This window comes from Streptomyces sp. NPDC026301 (genome assembly GCF_055567935.1).
Genome location: NZ_JBVHPN010000007.1, coordinates 178,910 through 195,774 on the forward strand (window position 1 = coordinate 178,910; position 16,865 = coordinate 195,774).

Below are 16,865 nucleotides of genomic sequence, written 5' to 3' on the forward strand. Positions count from 1 at the left end.
TCCCGAGCGCGCGATGGGGGCACCTCAAAGATGGAACGGAAATTCATATGATCATCAACACTTTTTCGTACCTTTGGTCTGCAACGGCGATCGATGCGATATCCGAGTTGACCCAGAATGGGTACAACACCTTCGAGGTTCCCATCAGCTCCCCACATTGCTGGCCGGAAGAGATCTCCAGCACCGAGCGTTCGGAAATCCTGGCGACGCTCAACGAGAACGGCGCCAAGATCCGATCGCTGAACGCCGGCGGATACGACATCAATCTGGCCAGTCCTGCTGCCAGCATGCGCCGGAAGAGCATCGAGCACATCACGTCGGTGATCGATCTTGCGGTGGCTTGGGATGTCCCGGAAGTTGTCATCTCACCCGGCACACGGCGTCCTATGATCTCGCCCTCGCTCGAGAACGTCCACGGGTGGATGTACGAAAGCCTGGAAGAGCTGATCCCGCTGGCCAAGCGGGCGGGAAAACGACTCCTCTTCGAGAACACTCCCTACTGCTTTGCTCCCACGATTGGGGAGCTGGCAGATATCGTCGGCACGGTCAACGATGACGCACTAAAAATCGTGTACGACGTCGCGAACGCTGCTTATATCGGGGAGGACCCCGTATCGGGTCTGCGCTCACACCACAGGTCGATTGCACTCATGCACATATCCGACACAGGTACGGAAACGTGGGGCCACGACCCCATCGGCACTGGGGTGATCGATTGGAACGGCCTGGGTAAAGCAGTCCAAGAAACCATCGGGGTGGACAACGTCGTGCTCGAAATCATTCGCGAAGAGAACACCCTGGAAGTATTCGCGAAGGCGATGGTTGATCTCAGTGAAGAGGGCTGGAATCTCGGAGAGTAATTTCAGCTCCCCGGGATTCAGAATGACTCCGAGGGTCATCGAACAGTACGGTGACAGTTCTCAATCATCGGTGCGAGTCGAAGTGCTTCGAAACGCGCCAGATGCAGCTGTCACCACTTGCGTGGCCTGCTGAGTATGCCCGCTGGAAATATACAAGGAGAGTGTGCAATGAGGGTTCTGGTCAGTGGTGGAAGCAGCGGCATCGGCGCGGCTGCAAGCCTGAGGCTCGCAGAGGCAGCGCTTGCCCGCGGCGAGAAGCCGATGATCGCGGTATCCGGCCTTACTGCGAACGCGCGACAAGACGAGGTCGTCCGGTCGATCCAGTCGATGGGCGGAAAGGCCATTGCATTGACAGGAGACCTGGGTGATCCCGACGTGCCCGGTCAGCTGATAACCGCTGTGGTTGACGAGTTCGGCGGCTTGGATGCGCTGGTGGCAAATGCCGGAATCGCCAGCCCTGGCGCGCTCAAGGATCTCTCCCTGGAGGACTGGAACGACATGTTCTCCGTCAACCTCCGCGGGGCGTGGCTACTTGCCAAAGCAAGTCACGCGCACCTGAAGGATAGCCGCGGGTCCGCCTGTTTCACCTCTTCAATGTCCGGCCAGCTCCCACATGCCGGATCAGGTGCATACAGTCCGACCAAGGCTGCGCTCACGATGTTGGCTCAGACACTCGCGCTGGAATGGGCACCTGACGGAATCCGCGTGAACGTGGTATCCCCGGGCATGACTCGCACGCAGATGACTGAACAAATGTACCTCGACCCCGAAGTCAAGAAGGCAAGGGAAGAAATCATCCCGTTGTCGAAAATTGGCGACCCGATGGATATCGCGAACGTGATCGAGTTTCTTGTCAGCCCGCTGGCAGGATATGTCACCGGCCAAGATGTCTGCGTCGATGGGGGTTTCTCCAAGTCCATCCTCAGCCACATTCCCGGTCGGCCCAGCTCCAAGTCCTGACGGGGTTCTTCCTCTGGCCACCGAGGCCGATCGTGAGCGGCTCCGCCGCCCACTCTCTGGTCCGAAACAGTTTGGGTTCTGGGTCATTGGTGGTGTGCGAGCGATCTGGTGGGGGAGATGCGCGGCATCTGTTTCGCCGTCGGCGCAGGAGGCCTTGCGGTTGCGGGCGGTGGCCGCGTTGATGGCGGGGCGGGACCGTGAGGATGTGGCGGCGTTCTTCTTCTTCTTCTTCTTCTTCTTCCGCAGACGCCAACGCCAACGCCAACCGCACATCGTCCGCGGCTACTTCGGCGGCCCACACGTCCGCTACGTCCTGAACGAGAACCCCATGAGTTTCTGATCAATAGGACATGGTCTTAGCCAACGGCCTCTCCTGTGCCGGAAGCCGGAGGGACAGGAAACCACCGGATGTGCTGAGGGGCACTGCGGTCTTAAGACGTCGTTTCCTTTGGTGCTGATGGTGCCCGCCGGGCGGCGAGGCATGTCGGCCAGGCGTCGGCCGTGAATCGCATGGGACACAAGCAGCGGTCGAGGGCCGCATCCCGCGCTGGGATGCGGCCCTCGATGCGTGTGGTTACGAAGTCCAGCCGCCGTACGGCACGGTGATGAGTTCCATGGCGTGGCCCGCCGGGTCCATGAAGTACATGCCGTGGCCACCGTCGTTGTGGTTGATCGCGCCGGGCTGCTTCCGGTGGGGGTCGGCGTAGTGCTCGATGCCGCGCTGGCTGATCTGCGCGTACGCTGCGTCGAACACCTCCTCGGAGACCAAGAAGGCATAGTGCTGGGGGGTGATGCTGTGCGCGGGAACCGTGGCGAAGTCCAGAGTGACGCCGTTGCTCAGGTCAACCGCGATGAACGGGCCCCACTCGGCGGTAATCTTGAGGCTGAGCAGGTTCGCAAAGAATTCTGCGGACTCCCGGTTGTCCCGGGCATGGACGATCGTGTGGTTCAACTCGACTGACAAGGAATGCCTCCGAAGGCATGTCCCGACACCTCCATGTCTCACCCAGCCGGTGACCGACACGCGATGCCACCGTAGATTCTAGCCCTGTCGTCTACGCAGCAAGCCGACGGTAGTTGATGAGGGCTGCGGCCATACCGACGAAGGCAAGGAAGTGCTCGGCCTTACGTTCGTAGCGGCGGTGCAAGCGACGGCATCCGGCCAGCCAGGAGACGGTGCGCTCGACTACCCAGCGGTGTCGGCCCAGGCGCTCGGAGGATTCGATGCCCTTGCGGGCGATGCGGTGGCGGATGCCACGCTCGCGGAGCCATTTCCGCAGGTGGTCGTAGTCGTAACCCTTGTCGGCGTGGAGCTTGGCCGGCCGTCGGAGACGGGGCCCGCGGCGGGAGCGGAGGGGAGGGATGCCCCGCACGAGCGGCTGCAGCCCAGGCTGTCGTGGGTGTTGGCGGCGGAGATGCCCAGCGACAGGGGCACCCCGTTGCGGTCGGTGAGCAGGTGGATTTTCGATCCGGACTCGCCGCGGTCGGTCGGATTCGGTCCGGTCAGAGGCCCCCTTTTGCCGCCCGCACGCTGACGGAGTCGAGCGCACACCGCGACCAGTCCAGCTCGCCGCGGGCGCCGAGTTCATCCAGGACCACGCGGTGGAACTTTGCCCGGACACGGCCCCGGCTCCATTGGGCGAACCGCCGGTGGACGGTCGGCCAGGCCGGACCGAACACCGGAGGAAGCTGCCGCCAGGTGCAGCCCGAGGTCACCAGAAAGGTGATCGCGGCCAGCCGATGGTGGCCTGCTGGTGCATCATGCGGATGGTGCCCTCGGTCGCATAAGCGACGGCGACCGGGGAAGCGTTCGATGAGCTGCGCCGTGCCGAACCAGTGGTCGCCGTGGCCATGCGTGGCGTAGATGGCCGCGAGCCGCTTGCCGGACCGCTCCACCCAGTCGCCGACCTGCCGGATCCGGTCGTGAGTGAAGGGCGGGTCGACCAGCACGGCGTCCTTGTCGCCGTAGATCAGCGTGGACGTGATCGGGGACGACACGATGGGGTTGCCGTTGGGCATGCGCTGGTCGCCTGCGCGAGGGGCGCCCGGGGAGACGAAGACTTCGTAGGACAGCGGGGCGGATGTGGCCATGTCGGCCAGCTCCTTTCGGTGTATCGGACGGTAGGTGCGAGGTGGCCGACTGCTGGCCGAGCGTGGCTTTGCCGTTCCCGACCGGCCTGGCCTGCGGCTTCGGACACTGGAGGACGTGTTTACCTACGCGCAGGCCGAGGGCGTCGAGCTGAGGCTGGTCGCCACCGAGATCCAGGTCCGCCGCCCGGTCGCGAGCCGTGGAGGCCGTCGGGCGTTCGTGTCGGGCAAGAAGACGCAGAACACCATGAAGGCCACCGTCATCGCCGACCACGACGGCCGCACCCTGTGGACGGACGCCCTGAGGCCGGGGCGGATGCACGATGCGACCGCGGCTCGCACGGTGGGCATCACCGGCTGCATTCACCACTTCGGACTGGTCGAAGTTCTCCTCGACGACGCATATTTGGGCCTGAGCCGCGATCACCCCGGCCAGGCTGTCACCCCGCCCAGACAGCCACGGCCCGGAGCGCTGCCGGGCAGAGTCGAACAATGGGAACGTGACCGGCACGACCACTCCAGTGACCGCATCAGCGTCGAACATGCACTGGCCGACCACAAACGCTGGAAGCAACTCATCCGCTGGACCCACCGCCGCGACTGCCTGCCCGACACCTACCGCGCCATCGCCGGCCTCGTCTCCGACCGCGGCGTCACCGTCTGAGACCCAGCGACCGCGCGACCCGGCACGTCCCGCCCGCAATCACGCACCAACTCGTAAGCCAAGGCCGACTCCCGCGGCTCCGACCTGGCAAACCGCCCCGCGAACCGCTCATGCACAACCGTCAGTTCATCAGCCCACAACCGAGCCTCTGCAACGTCCCCACCCATAACCAGAGCCGCAACCAACATGCTCCTGATCAGAGCCACCGGAAAGACCTGACGAAGCCCTGCCAGAGCGCCGGGCCGCCCCGCACTCAGTGCCCGGTGGCCGGGAAGGCGCCCAGCAGGCTGCGGCTGGCCGTCAGGGCAAGGTAGTCGGTGAAGGTGTCGTGATCCACCGCTTCAGTTGCGAAGTCCGCGCCGTGGGCGGTGCGTACGACACACGCGGAGAAGACAGTGGCGAAGCACTGCCGTATGGCCGTTTCCGGTTCAGGGTGTGTGATCTCGTCGCGGACGCTGAGCAGCAATGCGGTGAAGGCCCCGGCGAGGGCGTGCACATGAAGTCGGCCGCGACGCAGCACTTCCGGGTGGGCGCCGGACAGCAGGAGCACCGGCTTGAGGAAGGCTGCGTGGCGTCGGAAGAGGGCGGTCAGTTGACCGACCGCACCCCTGATCAGGGCGTCCGCGGTGAGGTCTCGCCACCGGGCCATGTCGGTGAAGGCCTGTTGGTCGGCGGCGAGGCGGGAGATGCCGTGCTCGTAGACGGCGAGGAAGAGTGCGTCCTTGTTGGCGGTGCGGTCGTAGAGGGCCCTGGGGGCCACCTGTGCCTTCTCGCAGAGGGCGGAGATGGTGAATGCCTCGTAGCCGCCCTCCTCGATGAGGGAGACGCCGGCGTCCAGAACGCGGGCCCAGGCCTGTCTGGTGCGTTCCTGGCGTGGCTCGCGGATCTCCAGGTCTTCGGTGCGGTGTTCGGTGGTGGCCATGCAGGCATTCTCGCTTCCACTCCTGGCGGACTTCTTTCCGCCTGACCGTTGACACGTGACCCCCGTGTCCCGGTCTAATGACTCCCGAACAAAACCGTATCGCACACTACGCTTTCTGGGGGGGGGGGCGCCGATGCTGATCGTTCTCAGCCGTGCCCGTGCCGCCGTCGGCGCACGTGACCGGATAGTCGCCACCGCCGTGGAAATGGCCGCTGCCGCCCGCGCGGACCCCGGGTGCCTGGCCTACACCTTCGCCGCCGACCTCGAGGATCCGGACGTGATCGTGTGCACCGAGCTGTGGCAGAGCAGCGCAGCCCTCGACGCGCACATGGCCCACCCCCACACCGCTGCCTTTCTGCACCGGGTCCACGGACTGACCGACGGTGAGCCCACCCTGATCCGCCACGCCGTCACCGGCTGATCCACCCACCGACCAGCTCGCCTCGCAAGGAGCCGCACATGTCGCACACCCCACCATCACCCGCTTCGCCCGGCCGGATCGCTGTCGTCGGCGCCGGCCCTGCCGGTATGGCCGCGGCGCTCTCCGCCCACCAGGCCGGCCACCATGTCACCCTCTTCGAGCGTCACGCGCAGGCGCGGCCGGCCGGCAACATCCTCAATCTGTGGCCCGCTCCCATCAAGGCCCTCGGCCTGCTCGGCGTCGACATCGACGACCTCGGCGCGCCCTGCCAGAGCGAGTTCCGCAACATGCGCGGCAAGCGGCGAGTTCAGGTCCGGCTGCCTGCGGATGTCGTACGCGACTACGGCGGCGGCTTCATCGGTCTGCTCCGCCCGGACCTGTACGAGCGGCTGCTGGCTGCTCTCCCACCGGGCATGCTGCGCACCGGCCTTGCGCTGGAGGGCGTGGAGTCGGACGACCGAGCGGTCCGTCTGCTGATGGCCGACGGAACCGTGCACGAGGCCGACGTCCTGATCGGTGCTGACGGGATCAACTCACTGGTGCGCCGCACACTGTGGGGCGACTCCCCGATCCGTCCCCACAATCTGCAGCTCTACGGCGGATACACCCTCGCCGAGAACGTATCCGCCCCCCGTGGCCTGTGTGTGCTCACACACAGCCCCACCGTGCAGGGTGCCTGGACCGCCATCCGCAGCAAGGGCCGCGACGGCTTCCAGTGGTGGGTTCTCACCGCCCACGATGCCCAGCGCCCCCTGCCCAGCGATCTCCACGGCGCTGCCGTACGCCTCGCCCACGACTTCCCGGAACCACTGCCCGGTCTCATCGCTGCGACTGATCCCGCTCACGTGCAGAGCTGGCCCATACGCGACCGCAAGCCGCTCAAGCAGTGGTCAAAGGGCAGGATCACCCTGATCGGAGACGCGGCCCACCCCACGTCCCCGTACGCCGCCTACGGTGCCGGCATGGCCACTGAGGATGGCTATTTCCTCGGTCGGCGGCTGGCAGGTGTGGACCTGACCGACCCTGACGCAGTCCACCGCGCGCTCAACGACTTCGAGGTCACTCGTAAACCCCACACAGCCCGGCAATCCCAGACGGCCTGGGCGCTCGGAAAGGTCTTTCACCACGCCCCCGCGCCTCTGCGTCGGCTGCGTGACGCCGTTCTCGATCACACACCGCTGCTCCAGAAGGTCGTCGGCGAGGGCACGCCCGGGGAAATCCTCAAGCAACTGGGGGAGATCGACCGCGCCGAGAGTGCCTTCACCGTCTCGCGTGGCGGGACTGCCTGAAAGACGTCGCTGTCCTGTCGCACAGCGGGCCTGGCCTCAGCCCGCGTGTGACGGACGACGTCGGCAGAGACGTTCTCCTCACCCGGCAGTGCGCAGGCCGGACGCCCGCTCATGGCCTGCGCCTTCCGCTGGCTTGTGCGCGCCCCCATGGCGAGTGCAAAGGGGGTAGCGCCGAGGTAAGCCCAAAAGCCGCCAGTACTTGGTCTTGGCGCCCTGTTCGGTAGTGGCCGTCACCCATTCGGCCGAAGGTCGTTGGTGCTGATACTGACTGATCCCTGGGCCTGGGGCCGACTTGTGACCTCGATCGAGCGGACCGCGTACCCGCGGTTCAAGCGGCTGATCACCTATGGGCCGGTTCCCGGAGCAGGACGAGTATCCGGAGATGGTGGTCGACTTCGTCCGCCGTACGGTCGAGCTACCGGAGGGCACACTCCCGCTGTACGAGACGTGCCGTACCGCTGAGCGGCAGCGTACGGAGGCGCGCCAGCGGGTGGGGACGAAGTATCAGCAGGCCCAGGCCCGGCAGATTGCTGAGGCGGCGATCCGCAAGGAGGCCGCTGCGAAGAACCGCCCCGCCGTCCTGATCAATATCGCGCTGGAGAAGGTGGTGGCGGCCGGGCTGGAACTGCCGGCGTTCTCCACCTTCGACACGATGACCTCCACGATCCGCACCGAGGTGAACACCTGGATCTGCTGCGGCATCCACGACCGGATGAGCCTGACCGAGCAGGCGGCGATGCTGCGGTTGTTGGAAGAGCGCGACAGCGACGGCACCACGCAGTTCAACCGGCTGAAGCAGACCGCCCAGGGCCCGAGCTGGTCACACTTCAAGCGCCTGTTCACGCGCCTGGAGTGGCTGGACGAGCTCGGCGACACCTCGGCGTGGGTGGACGGCGTCGCGGCGCCGAAGGTGACCGACTTCGCCGGGGAAGCGGACGCGGCGGACGCCTCCGAACTGCGGGGCTACGCGGCCGTCAAGCGGATCCCGCTGCTGGCCTGCCTCGCTCACAAGGCGCGGATGCGGGTACGGGACGACCTGGCGACGATGTTCTGAAAGCGGGTCGCCATGAAGATCAAGAAGACCAAGGAGGAGTTGGAGGAGAGCCGGCTCGCCGAGCGGGGGATCGTCGAGGCCCTGATCGGGAACTACTGCACCGTGCTCAAGAACCTCGACGACGGCGGCCCCGCCCAGGAGGCGTTGGCGAAGGCCGCGGCGATGACCGCCGAGGCCGTGAAGGCCCTGGAAGGGCTGGACGAGGCGGCGCCGGTGGAGGAGGTCGCCCGGCGCCTGGGCGGGGGGCTCCCCGGTCGTGCTCGCCCTGGCAAAGGCTCAGCTGATGCAGGCCGGCGGCCTGGGGGCGGTTACCGAGGCGGTGGAGGGCTTCGGCGGGTTCGCGGGGCAGTACGAGCAGATCGAGAAGGTCTCCGGGCATCACGGCAACCTCTGGCAGGTGTTGCTGTACGGGCAGCTCGGCCGGGACCGGTCGGTGATGTTCGACCTGGCGGAGAAGCTTTCGACCTGGCGGAGAAGCTGGAGTTCACCACCACGTCCGAGGACAGGCGGGTGCTGGACGCGCTCGCGCACGCCATACGGCACGAGAGCGCCCGCGGCGAGTACGTCACCGCGCTCGGCGAGAACGGCAAGACCGTCGACATCTCCTTCGCCACGCAGAACTGGCGCAAGGCCGTGCTCGACAAGACGCGGCCGGGCCGGTTCGTCCGCAAGCACTTCGAGGCGATGGTCTTCACCCACCTCGCCGAGGAACTGCGCACCGGGGACGTCGCGGTAGTCGGCTCGGAGGAGTACGCCGACTGGTCCGAGCAGCTGCTCGCGTGGGAGGACATCCAGGAGAAGCCGGCCGACTACCTGGTGGAGGTCGGGCTGTGCGAGGAGGGCGAGGCCGGTGCCTTCGACGCGGCGTCTTTCCGCCAGCAGCTGGAGGACAAGCTGCGCGGCGCCGCCGCGGCGGCGGATGCCGGGTATCCGGACAACGAGGGCCTGGTCATCGACCCGGAGACCGGTATCCCGTCACTCTGGGTGGAGTGGTGGCGCCGCTTCGGTCCGCCCTCGGGCAACGCCCCGAAGCTGAAGGACCCGTTCGGCCGGTACGTGCTGACCACGTTCGTCAAGGGCACCAACATGGGCCCGTACGAAGCGGCGAAGCACATTCCCGGAGTGTCCGGGCATTAGCTGTTGTACGTGGCCAACCGGCACTTCTCCATCGCGCTGCTGAACGGTGCCGTCGCCGACCTGGTCAACGCGTACGCCCGCCTCGACATCTCCCAGGCGTGGGGCGACGGCACCGCCGTGGCGGCGGACGGCACCCACATGGACACCTACCTCAACAACCTGCTCGCCGAGACCTCGGTGCGGTACGGCAAGGCGGGCGGGATCGCCTACCACCACATCTCGGACACCTATATCGCGCTGTTCACGCACTTCAACCCGTGCGGGTTTTGCATCAGCGTCGCGAGGATGCTTCTCACCGGGTCGAGCTGCTCGATGGCGATGGTGAGCCGATCGAGGTGGTCTCGGGATTCTTGCGGTTCCTGGCCGCTCGCAACTGCTCTCCGAACACGCTCGTGTCGTACGCGTACGACCTCCGCCACCTGTGGCGATTCCTCGGCCAGCGGGGTCTGACCTGGGACGTGTTTGCCCCGCCGCATGCGATCCCGCTGCTGGAGTACCTGCGCTCGGTGCCGTTCCGGCGGCCCCGGAACCGCATGGTGCTTACCGTGGCGACGATCGGCGCGGACGGACCGGCCACGAAGCTCGCGGCGACCACGGTGAACCGGATCCTGGCGGCGGTTTCCTCGTTCTACGAGTTCGCCATCCTGGCCGGGCTGCTGGACCGCGCGAACCCGATCGAGAAGCGCCCGGACCCGGCCTCGCAGCGGGTGTCCGAACGGCACCGTCCGTTCATGGGGCGGGCCAGCCGTCAGCGGCCCGTTCGCCGCGCGGTGCGGGTCAAGACCGTCCAGGCCCTGCCCCGTCCGCTGGACGATGCCCAGGTCAAGGCCCTGCTCACCGAGTTGCGGTCGGTGCGCGACCGGGCCCTGATGCTTCAAGGCGGGATGCGGCCCGGCGAGGCCCTTGGGCTGCACCTGGAGGGCATCACCTACGGTCGGCGCCGCGTCGTGGTCCGCCACCGCGACGACCACCCCAAGGGCGCGCGGTCGAAGTCGCGTTACGAGCGGGTGGTCGACCTGCACGAGCCCGGGGCTCTGGTCGCTGTCAGTGCCTACGTCATGGGTGATCGACCCACCGACACGGACACGCCGCTGGTCTTCCTCATCGGTAACCCCGCACGCGCTGCGGCACACCCACGCCACACGGATGTGGGAGGGCGGGATGTGGGAGCTGACGGTGCAGAAGCGACTCGGTCGCGCGTCTCCGGAGTCGACTCGTCTTTACACCCGTGTCTCCGATCCGGCTGTGGTCGACGAGTACAACCACGCTCTAGGCAGGAAGAACGTGTCGGCAGAGGGGGCGAAGTGAGGCTGAAGGGGGTGTCCACGGCGGCCATCCTGGCCAGTTCCTTGGCGCTGACGGCGCCGATGCCGGAGGAGGCGCCGGTGATGACGACGACCTTGTCCTGAAGGTGGTTCATGGGGGAGATCTCCCTGTGCGGTGCTTGGCGCGTTGTCCCTGGTAAGGGCGGTACGGCCGGTGGTGCGGAAACGCGGAAGGGAGGTCAGCGCTTGCGGCGCTTGACGACGTAGGCGTACTGGTCCGGCCAGGTCGGCTCGGCATCGAGTGCGAGGGCGGCGTGCTGTGCCCAGTACGGGTTGCGCAGCAGTTCACGGCCGAGGAAGACGGCGTCGGCCTGGCCGGAGGCGATGACGTCCTCAGCCTGCTGCGGCTCGGTGATGATGCCGACGGCGGCGGTGGGGATGCCGGCCTGGTTGCGGGCCTGGGCGGCGAAGGGGACCTGGTAGTTCGGCCCGGCGACGATCTTGGCGTCGCGGACCATGCCGCCGGTGGACACGTCGAGCAGGTCGACGCCGCGGGCGGTCAGTTCCTTGGCGAGGCGGACGGTGTCCTCGCCGGTCCAGCCCTCGCGGGGGTCCTCGGGGTTCTCGGTGAGCCAGTCGGTCGCGGAGGTGCGGAAGAAGACCGGCAGCTCGGCGGGCCACACGGCGCGCACCGCGTCGACGACCTCCAGGGCGAAGCGGATCCGGTTCTCGAAGCTGCCGCCGTAGGCGTCGGTGCGGTGGTTGGAGGCCGGGGAGAGGAACGAGTTGATCAGGTAGCCGTGGGCGCCGTGCACCTCGGCGACCTGGAAGCCGGCGGCCAGGGCACGCTTGGCGGAGTCGGCGAAATCGGCTACGAGCTGCTGGATCTCGGCGACGGTCAGCTCGTGCGGGACGGACAGGCCGTCGTACGCGATGGCGCTGGGCGCCACCGTCTGCCAGCCGCCCTCGCTCTGGGGCACGTACCGGTCGGACAGCCAGGGCTTGTCCACTGACGCCTTGCGGCCGGCGTGGGCGAGCTGGATGGCCGGGACGGCGCCGTGCGCCTTGATGGCCGCAGTGATGCGGGCGAACGCTTCCTGCTGACGGTCGTTCCACAGGCCCAGGTCCCAAGGGCTGATCCGCCCGTCGGGGCGGACCCCGGTGGCCTCGGCCATGACCAGGCCCGCGCCACCGGCGGCGCGTGAGGCCAGGTGGGTGAGGTGGAAGTCGGTCGGCGCGCCGGTCTCCGGCCCGTCAGGGGCGGCGGAGTACATGCACATCGGCGACATCCACACCCGGTTGGGTATCTGGAGGGAGCGCAGCTTGAGGGGGGCGAACAGAGTACTCACGGTGTTTCTCTTTCGGGTGGGGCATCGCCGGCCGGGACAACGCCGTCGATGGGGAGATGAGGGGAGACGCGGAGCGGGCGGTTCAGTGGGCGGCGTGGGCTGCCACGGCGTCCGCGATGGGGGTGCTGCCGCCGATGACCTCGACGGTCCGGCCGGTCAGCCGCGGTTCGACGAGCAGCGCCAGCAGGACGGCTGCGACATCGGCCCGGGAGATAGGGCCCGGGCCGGTCCGCTCGGCGAGCGTGACCCGGCCGGTGCCGGGGTGTCGTTGAGCAGGCCGGGGCGGACGATCGTCGCCCGGAGCGCGGTCCGGGACCGGATGGCGTTCTCGGCCGCGAGTTTGGCCTGCAGATAGGTGCGGAAGACCGGGTCGAGGCTTTCGTCGTCGACGGCCCGCAGATCGGCGCCCATGGCGGAGAGCAGCAGATAGCGTCCGACACCGGCACTCTCGGCGGCGTCCGCCAGCAGGATCGCCGTGCCGCGGTCCACGCTGTCCTTACGGCCCACCGAACTCCCGGGGCCCGCTCCGGCGGCGAACACCACTGCGTCGGCACCCGTCAGATGCCGGGCGACCTCGTCGCTGGTGGCCTTCTCCAGATCCACGAGCCGGGCCTGGGCCCCGGCCTTCTCCAGCGCCTCGGCTTGGGCCGGGTTGCGGATGAGGCCGGTGACCGTATCGCCGCGTTCGGACAGGAGCTGCTCCAGGAGGAGGGCGATCTTGCCGTGCCCTCCGGCGATGACGACCTTCATGATCAGGCCGGCAGGCGGGTGTCGAGGACGAAGCTGACCTCGATGAGCTGGCCCGGGAAGAACAGCGAGGCGACGCCGATGGTGGAGCTGGTGGGGCGGTGGTCGCCGAAGTAGGCCAGGTTCGCCGCGGCCATCGCCATGTTGTACTTCGGCAGGTCCACGATGAACTGGGTTTCGGAGACGACCTGGTTACGGGTGGCGCCGTAGTGGGCGAGCACCTTTTCGAAGTTGGCGTAGGACTGCTTCAGCTGGGCGTCGAAGTCGTCCGGGTAGAGGAAGTTGCCCTCCTCGTCGTGGGAGAGCTGCCCGGAGACGTGGATGGTGTCGCCGACCTTGATGGCCTGGGCGAAACCGAACTCCTTCTCGCCGGAGACGCCGTGGCTGTAGGAATCGATGGCGGTCATGGTGCTTCTCCATGCTGGTAGTGCAGTTACTGCGGACAGGAGTGGGAGGTCAGGCGGCCGCGAGGCGGGTGACGGCGTCCGAGACGGGCGTGTCGCCGGAGGTGAGCTCGACGATCACGCGGCTGAGGGCCGGTGCGTGCAGGGCGGCGTCGAGGAACGCGGCGACGTCGTCGCGGTGCACGTCGCCGTACTCGACGGCGGGACCGGCGGTGACCCGGCCGGTGCCGGGGGTGTCCAGGAGGGTCCCGGGGCGGACGATCAGCCAGTCCAGGTCGGTGCGTGTCAGATAGACGTCGGCGGTCTTCTTGACCTTGACGTAGTGCTCGAAGCCCTCACTGCGCGTCCCGTCACGCAGTGCATCGGGGAACACCGAGACGAGGACGAACCGTGATACCCCGGCCAGCGCGGCCGCATCGGCGGCCTTCTCCAGGCCACGGCCGTCGATCAGGGTCGTCTTGTCCTGACCGGTGCCGTGTGCGCCGGCCGAGAAGACCACGGCGTCATGGCCGCGCATCTTGCCGGCCAGGTCCTCGACCGAGTCGGCGATGAGATCACCGATCACCGGAGTCCCGCCGGCCGCCTGTACGGTCTCGCCCTGAGCGGACCTGCGGTGCATGCCGGTCACGACGTCACCGCGTTGGGTCAGGAGTGGAGTGAGGCGGCGGCCGACTCCTCCGGCGGCGCCGATCTGGAACACCTTCATGAGCTCGTCCCGTCTTTCGCGTGTGGGGTGGGTGGTGCCGGCCGCCGGTCAGGCGGCGAACACCTGGGAGTCGTCGGCGAACGCCTTGAACTCCAGTGCGTTGCCGGCCGGGTCGAGGAGGAACATCGTCCACTGCTCGCCCTTCTGACCCGCGAAACGCACGTACGGCTCGATGACGAACTCGGTGCCCGCCGCCCGCAGCCGCTCGGCAAGCTCCTGGAAGGCATCGACCGTCAGGACCAGACCGAAGTGCGGCACGGGCACGTCGTGGCCGTCGACCGGGTTGTGTATGCGCTGCGCGCGCTCCGGCGTGAGGTGCGTGACGAACTGGTGGCCGTGCAGATTCCAGTCCACCCACGTGTCCGCGCTGCGGCCCTGCTCCAGGCCCAGGATGTCGCCGTAGAAGCGACGCGCGGCGGCCAGGTCGTCGACCGGCACGGCCAGGTGAAAGCGGGGGATCGGGGGGACGAGAACGGTCATGGCACTGCCTTCCTGCCGGGGAGCGGAGCGGCCCGTGAGCGATCCTGCTCGACTTGTCCTAATGTTGACATCACGACAACGTCTGAATGTTAACATTAGGTCATTGGTGGAGGAGGTGTAATTCGGGCATGGGTGATCAGGGCAAGGTAGCCCCGGCCCGCCGCCGGGGTCTGGCCGACGAGGTCGCGGACCGCATCCGCGAGGCCATCTTCAACGGGGCCTACGCCCCGGGCGAGCAGCTGCGCGAGGTAGAGCTGTCCAGCGAGATGGATGTCAGCCGCGGCCCGGTGCGCGAGGCGCTGCGGCTGCTGGAGCGCGAGGGCCTGGTGCACTGTGCCTGGCACCGGGGCACGACGGTGACGACGCTGTCCGCCGAGGACGTGGCCGAGCTCGACAGCCTGCGTGGCGCACTGGAGGACCTCGCCGTCCGCCAGGTGATCGCCCACGCCTCGGACGAGGACCTGACGTCCATCGCGAAGACGGCAGACATGATGGATCGAGCCGGCGATGCGCACGAAATGGTGCGCCTGGACATCGCCTTCCACGACGCGGTGTTCGCCGCCGCAGGACACCAGCGCCTCGCCGACGCCTGGGACGGCATACGGTGCCAGGTCCACCTGTTCCTGCTGACCCGGATCAGCCGTAGCACCGCCGGCTACCTCGACTGCATCCCGCGCGAGCACCACGGGCTCGTCACCGCACTGCGCGCCCGGGACACCAACACCGCCCTCGACCTCTTCGCAGCACACCGTCGCCACGCCGTTGACGTGCTCGCCGGAACCACCGCCTGAGTGTCGGCAAGCGTTCGAATAACGACAGGCGCGACGGGCGTCCAATGAACCCGGACTTTCCCGGGCCCGACGGCGGCGCCGATCCAAGCAGATCCGATGGTGGCTGATGACAGGGTTTGCTGACAGTTGGAGTCGAATGCGACCCCCGACACGGGGAGTGGCATGGCCAATCCGGTCTACAAGCGGATGTCGACCGACCAGCAGTCGACCGACCCGTCAGATGGAGCGGGGTGGGCTGACCGCTGCCGCATCCAGGCGAAGGCCCGATGTCTTTCGACAGGCCGAATCAGGCGAGGTCGACGGAGAGTCGCTGGAGGGTGGTGGCGTGACCGAGCGGGCTGCCGCTTTCGACCCAGTGGCTCAGTGGAGTCGTGGCAAACAGGCCCGAGCGCGCCAGGAGTCCAGCGCCGATGACGCCTTCGGCATGGTCGAGCGATGCGGCGCGGACAGTCAAGCCGGCAGTGACGAGGCGATTGCATCGCGTGTGTACCGCCGAGGAGACGACGTCGACGAACCGGGTTCCGGTTCGAAGTACACCACCGCCAAGGACGAGCACTCCGGGATTGCAGAAGTTGACCAGATTGGCGATGACCTCCGCGACGAGGCGGGACCTCTTGTCGATCATTTCCAGGGCCAGGCTGTCCGCAACCACTGCGGCGGCACCGACGTCTCCGAGGGTGAGGGTTCCGGTCCGGCCCAGCACCTTGGTGAGGTAGGGACTTTCCTCCACCCGGCGGACGGACTCTTCGAGCATGGACCAGCCGCTCGCGACGGCCTCCAGGCAGCCGGTTCGGCCGCACCGGCAGACCGCCGATGGATCGTCGACGACGTGGGTGTGGCCGATGTCGCCGGCGGCACCGCGGTCCCCACGGAGGAGGCGTCCCCGGGTGACCAGGCCCGCCCCGATGCCTGTGCCGACCTTGATGAAGAGCATGTCTCGTTCGTCGCGCGGCGTTCCGGACGTCCATTCGCCCAGCGCCATGAGGTTCACGTCGTTGTCCACCCAGACGGGCGCGTCGTAGTGCTCGCGGAGCCAGGCCCTGACGCTGAAGCCGTCCCAGCCGGGCATGATGGGGGGAGCGACAAGGTGGCCGGAGGCGAACTCCACCGGCCCGGGCACCCCGACCCCGATCGCCCAAGGCCTGCCCAGCCCGGTCTTTCGGGCAAGGGCGGCGAACGCCGACTGGACCTGCCGCATGGTGGGTTCGGGGCCGGTCTCGACCGCCCAGTCCTCGTGATGGGAGGCGACAATCGTGCCCGAGAGGTCCATGACAGCGGCGGTGAACTCGGACGCACCGACCAGGGCGCTGTAGATGTGTCCTGCCCCGGATCCGAAGCGCAGCGTGCGGGCCTGCCGACCCCCGGACGAGGGCGCCAGCTCACCGACTTCGAGGAGCCCGAGCGAGAGTGCCTGCTCGACGCGTTGGGTGACTACTTTGCGGCTGAGGCCGGTCGCGGTGACCAGCTCCGGCCGGGTCGCGACGCGGCCGGAGCGCACGAGGTCGATGATCGTGGCAAGTGAGGTCGCTTCCTGCGTGGGCGGCTCGGACACCAGGGGAATCCCGATTGCCTGCTCCGGGAGCGGAGCGGTGCTGATCGGGACCGGGCGGCCCATGTCTTTCCCCGTTCGTCGTTCCAACGTTTACTTCTCACCGGGATGTTACGACAGGGCCGTATCGGCCCGAGCGCCGTCGCCGACTCGGCGGCCACGGTGACGACGGTCCAGAG

Annotated in this window: 17 protein-coding genes and 4 pseudogenes; 11 read left to right on the forward strand and 10 right to left on the reverse strand. The window is 67.6% G+C overall.

Annotated features, from left to right (window positions below; all coding sequences use genetic code 11):
- Positions 1–47 precede the first annotated feature (47 nt).
- The 3 genes from ACZ4MH_RS14270 to ACZ4MH_RS14280 all read left to right on the forward strand — a co-directional run bounded on the left by ACZ4MH_RS14270 (position 48) and on the right by ACZ4MH_RS14280 (position 2,160).
- Positions 48–860, forward strand: coding sequence for a sugar phosphate isomerase/epimerase family protein (locus tag ACZ4MH_RS14270; RefSeq protein ID WP_351585991.1), 813 nt, complete (start codon positions 48–50; stop codon positions 858–860).
- 168 nt (positions 861–1,028) lie between these two features.
- Entirely contained in the window at positions 1,029–1,820 is a 792-nt protein-coding gene (locus ACZ4MH_RS14275) for an SDR family NAD(P)-dependent oxidoreductase (RefSeq protein WP_351585993.1), read from the forward strand.
- A 205-nt stretch (positions 1,821–2,025) separates the two neighbouring features.
- A complete protein-coding gene (locus ACZ4MH_RS14280) occupies positions 2,026–2,160 on the forward strand; it encodes a hypothetical protein (protein ID WP_467754513.1) in 135 nt (44 codons plus the stop codon).
- 234 nt (positions 2,161–2,394) lie between these two features.
- Here the strand turns inward: ACZ4MH_RS14280 and ACZ4MH_RS14285 are convergent, their stop codons facing one another.
- The 3 genes and pseudogenes from ACZ4MH_RS14285 to ACZ4MH_RS14295 all read right to left on the reverse strand — a co-directional run.
- Positions 2,395–2,784 carry a VOC family protein gene (locus ACZ4MH_RS14285; protein WP_351585997.1) on the reverse strand — a complete coding sequence of 130 codons (390 nt, stop codon included), beginning with the start codon at positions 2,782–2,784 and terminating at the stop codon, positions 2,395–2,397.
- Positions 2,785–2,875: 91 nt separating this feature from the next.
- Positions 2,876–3,635: pseudogene (locus tag ACZ4MH_RS14290) on the reverse strand (IS5 family transposase).
- A pseudogene (locus ACZ4MH_RS14295) lies at positions 3,621–3,911 on the reverse strand (MBL fold metallo-hydrolase); the annotation flags it as partial. The pseudogenes ACZ4MH_RS14290 and ACZ4MH_RS14295, both read right to left, overlap by 15 nt.
- Before the next feature lie 49 nt (positions 3,912–3,960).
- Here ACZ4MH_RS14295 and ACZ4MH_RS14300 point away from each other — a divergent pair.
- Positions 3,961–4,572, forward strand: a pseudogene (locus ACZ4MH_RS14300) (transposase family protein); the annotation flags it as partial.
- 253 nt (positions 4,573–4,825) lie between these two features.
- Here the strand turns inward: ACZ4MH_RS14300 and ACZ4MH_RS14305 are convergent.
- Positions 4,826–5,494, reverse strand: a complete 669-nt coding sequence (locus tag ACZ4MH_RS14305) for a TetR/AcrR family transcriptional regulator (protein WP_351585999.1) — start codon at positions 5,492–5,494, stop codon at positions 4,826–4,828.
- Positions 5,495–5,627: 133 nt separating this feature from the next.
- Here ACZ4MH_RS14305 and ACZ4MH_RS14310 point away from each other — a divergent pair, with 133 nt between their 5' ends.
- The 6 genes from ACZ4MH_RS14310 (at position 5,628) to ACZ4MH_RS14335 (ending at position 10,804) form a co-directional block, all read left to right on the forward strand.
- Positions 5,628–5,915: a putative quinol monooxygenase gene (locus ACZ4MH_RS14310; RefSeq protein ID WP_351586001.1), complete on the forward strand. Its 288-nt coding sequence runs from the start codon at positions 5,628–5,630 to the stop codon at positions 5,913–5,915.
- Between the two features lie 38 nt (positions 5,916–5,953).
- Entirely contained in the window at positions 5,954–7,204 is a 1,251-nt protein-coding gene (locus ACZ4MH_RS14315; protein ID WP_351586003.1) for an FAD-dependent oxidoreductase, read from the forward strand.
- 346 nt (positions 7,205–7,550) lie between these two features.
- Positions 7,551–8,258 (forward strand): DUF4158 domain-containing protein, encoded by a 708-nt coding sequence (locus ACZ4MH_RS14320; RefSeq protein ID WP_351586005.1) that lies wholly within the window; start codon positions 7,551–7,553, stop codon positions 8,256–8,258.
- Positions 8,259–8,270: 12 nt separating this feature from the next.
- The gene (locus tag ACZ4MH_RS14325; protein WP_351586007.1) at positions 8,271–9,395 is read left to right on the forward strand and encodes a hypothetical protein; all 1,125 of its coding nucleotides are present in this window, start codon (positions 8,271–8,273) and stop codon (positions 9,393–9,395) included.
- A 9-nt stretch (positions 9,396–9,404) separates the two neighbouring features.
- Positions 9,405–9,845 (forward strand): Tn3 family transposase, encoded by a 441-nt coding sequence (locus tag ACZ4MH_RS14330; RefSeq protein ID WP_351586009.1) that lies wholly within the window; start codon positions 9,405–9,407, stop codon positions 9,843–9,845.
- Complete coding sequence (locus ACZ4MH_RS14335; RefSeq protein ID WP_467754514.1) at positions 9,788–10,804, forward strand: hypothetical protein; 1,017 nt, start codon at positions 9,788–9,790, stop codon at positions 10,802–10,804. Before ACZ4MH_RS14330 ends, ACZ4MH_RS14335 begins: the two co-directional genes overlap by 58 nt.
- 95 nt (positions 10,805–10,899) lie before the next feature.
- Here ACZ4MH_RS14335 and ACZ4MH_RS14340 read toward each other — a convergent pair whose 3' ends face one another.
- The 5 genes and pseudogenes from ACZ4MH_RS14340 to ACZ4MH_RS14360 all read right to left on the reverse strand — a co-directional run bounded on the left by ACZ4MH_RS14340 (position 10,900) and on the right by ACZ4MH_RS14360 (position 14,346).
- On the reverse strand, positions 10,900–12,009 hold the full coding sequence (locus ACZ4MH_RS14340; RefSeq protein ID WP_351586011.1) for an NADH:flavin oxidoreductase/NADH oxidase: 1,110 nt from the start codon (positions 12,007–12,009) through the stop codon (positions 10,900–10,902).
- An 82-nt stretch (positions 12,010–12,091) separates the two neighbouring features.
- Positions 12,092–12,759 (reverse strand): annotated as a pseudogene (locus ACZ4MH_RS14345) (SDR family oxidoreductase).
- Between the two features lie 2 nt (positions 12,760–12,761).
- Entirely contained in the window at positions 12,762–13,163 is a 402-nt protein-coding gene (locus ACZ4MH_RS14350) for a RidA family protein (RefSeq protein ID WP_351586014.1), read from the reverse strand.
- A gap of 49 nt (positions 13,164–13,212) precedes the next feature.
- Positions 13,213–13,866: an NAD(P)H-binding protein gene (locus ACZ4MH_RS14355; RefSeq protein WP_351586016.1), complete on the reverse strand. Its 654-nt coding sequence runs from the start codon at positions 13,864–13,866 to the stop codon at positions 13,213–13,215.
- Between the two features lie 48 nt (positions 13,867–13,914).
- Positions 13,915–14,346, reverse strand: a complete 432-nt coding sequence (locus tag ACZ4MH_RS14360) for a VOC family protein (protein ID WP_351586018.1) — start codon at positions 14,344–14,346, stop codon at positions 13,915–13,917.
- Positions 14,347–14,474: 128 nt separating this feature from the next.
- Here ACZ4MH_RS14360 and ACZ4MH_RS14365 point away from each other — a divergent pair, with 128 nt between their 5' ends.
- Positions 14,475–15,137 (forward strand): GntR family transcriptional regulator, encoded by a 663-nt coding sequence (locus tag ACZ4MH_RS14365; RefSeq protein WP_351586020.1) that lies wholly within the window; start codon positions 14,475–14,477, stop codon positions 15,135–15,137.
- 286 nt (positions 15,138–15,423) lie between these two features.
- Here ACZ4MH_RS14365 and ACZ4MH_RS14370 read toward each other — a convergent pair whose 3' ends face one another.
- Positions 15,424–16,689 (reverse strand): ROK family protein, encoded by a 1,266-nt coding sequence (locus ACZ4MH_RS14370; protein ID WP_351586022.1) that lies wholly within the window; start codon positions 16,687–16,689, stop codon positions 15,424–15,426.
- Between the last annotated feature and the right edge of the window lie 176 nt (positions 16,690–16,865).

Excerpts from the sequence above, each read along its gene's own strand:
- ACZ4MH_RS14270 (WP_351585991.1), top strand. The coding sequence starts at position 48 with ATGATCATCAACACTTTTTCGTACCTTTGGTCTGCAACGGCGATCGAT.
- ACZ4MH_RS14275 (WP_351585993.1), top strand. The coding sequence starts at position 1,029 with ATGAGGGTTCTGGTCAGTGGTGGAAGCAGCGGCATCGGCGCGGCTGCA.
- ACZ4MH_RS14305 (WP_351585999.1), bottom strand. The coding sequence starts at position 5,494 with ATGGCCACCACCGAACACCGCACCGAAGACCTGGAGATCCGCGAGCCA.
- ACZ4MH_RS14310 (WP_351586001.1), top strand. The coding sequence starts at position 5,628 with ATGCTGATCGTTCTCAGCCGTGCCCGTGCCGCCGTCGGCGCACGTGAC.
- ACZ4MH_RS14315 (WP_351586003.1), top strand. The coding sequence starts at position 5,954 with ATGTCGCACACCCCACCATCACCCGCTTCGCCCGGCCGGATCGCTGTC.
- ACZ4MH_RS14320 (WP_351586005.1), top strand. The coding sequence starts at position 7,551 with ATGGGCCGGTTCCCGGAGCAGGACGAGTATCCGGAGATGGTGGTCGAC.
- ACZ4MH_RS14325 (WP_351586007.1), top strand. The coding sequence starts at position 8,271 with ATGAAGATCAAGAAGACCAAGGAGGAGTTGGAGGAGAGCCGGCTCGCC.
- ACZ4MH_RS14350 (WP_351586014.1), bottom strand. The coding sequence starts at position 13,163 with ATGACCGCCATCGATTCCTACAGCCACGGCGTCTCCGGCGAGAAGGAG.
- ACZ4MH_RS14355 (WP_351586016.1), bottom strand. The coding sequence starts at position 13,866 with ATGAAGGTGTTCCAGATCGGCGCCGCCGGAGGAGTCGGCCGCCGCCTC.
- ACZ4MH_RS14360 (WP_351586018.1), bottom strand. The coding sequence starts at position 14,346 with ATGACCGTTCTCGTCCCCCCGATCCCCCGCTTTCACCTGGCCGTGCCG.
- ACZ4MH_RS14365 (WP_351586020.1), top strand. The coding sequence starts at position 14,475 with ATGGGTGATCAGGGCAAGGTAGCCCCGGCCCGCCGCCGGGGTCTGGCC.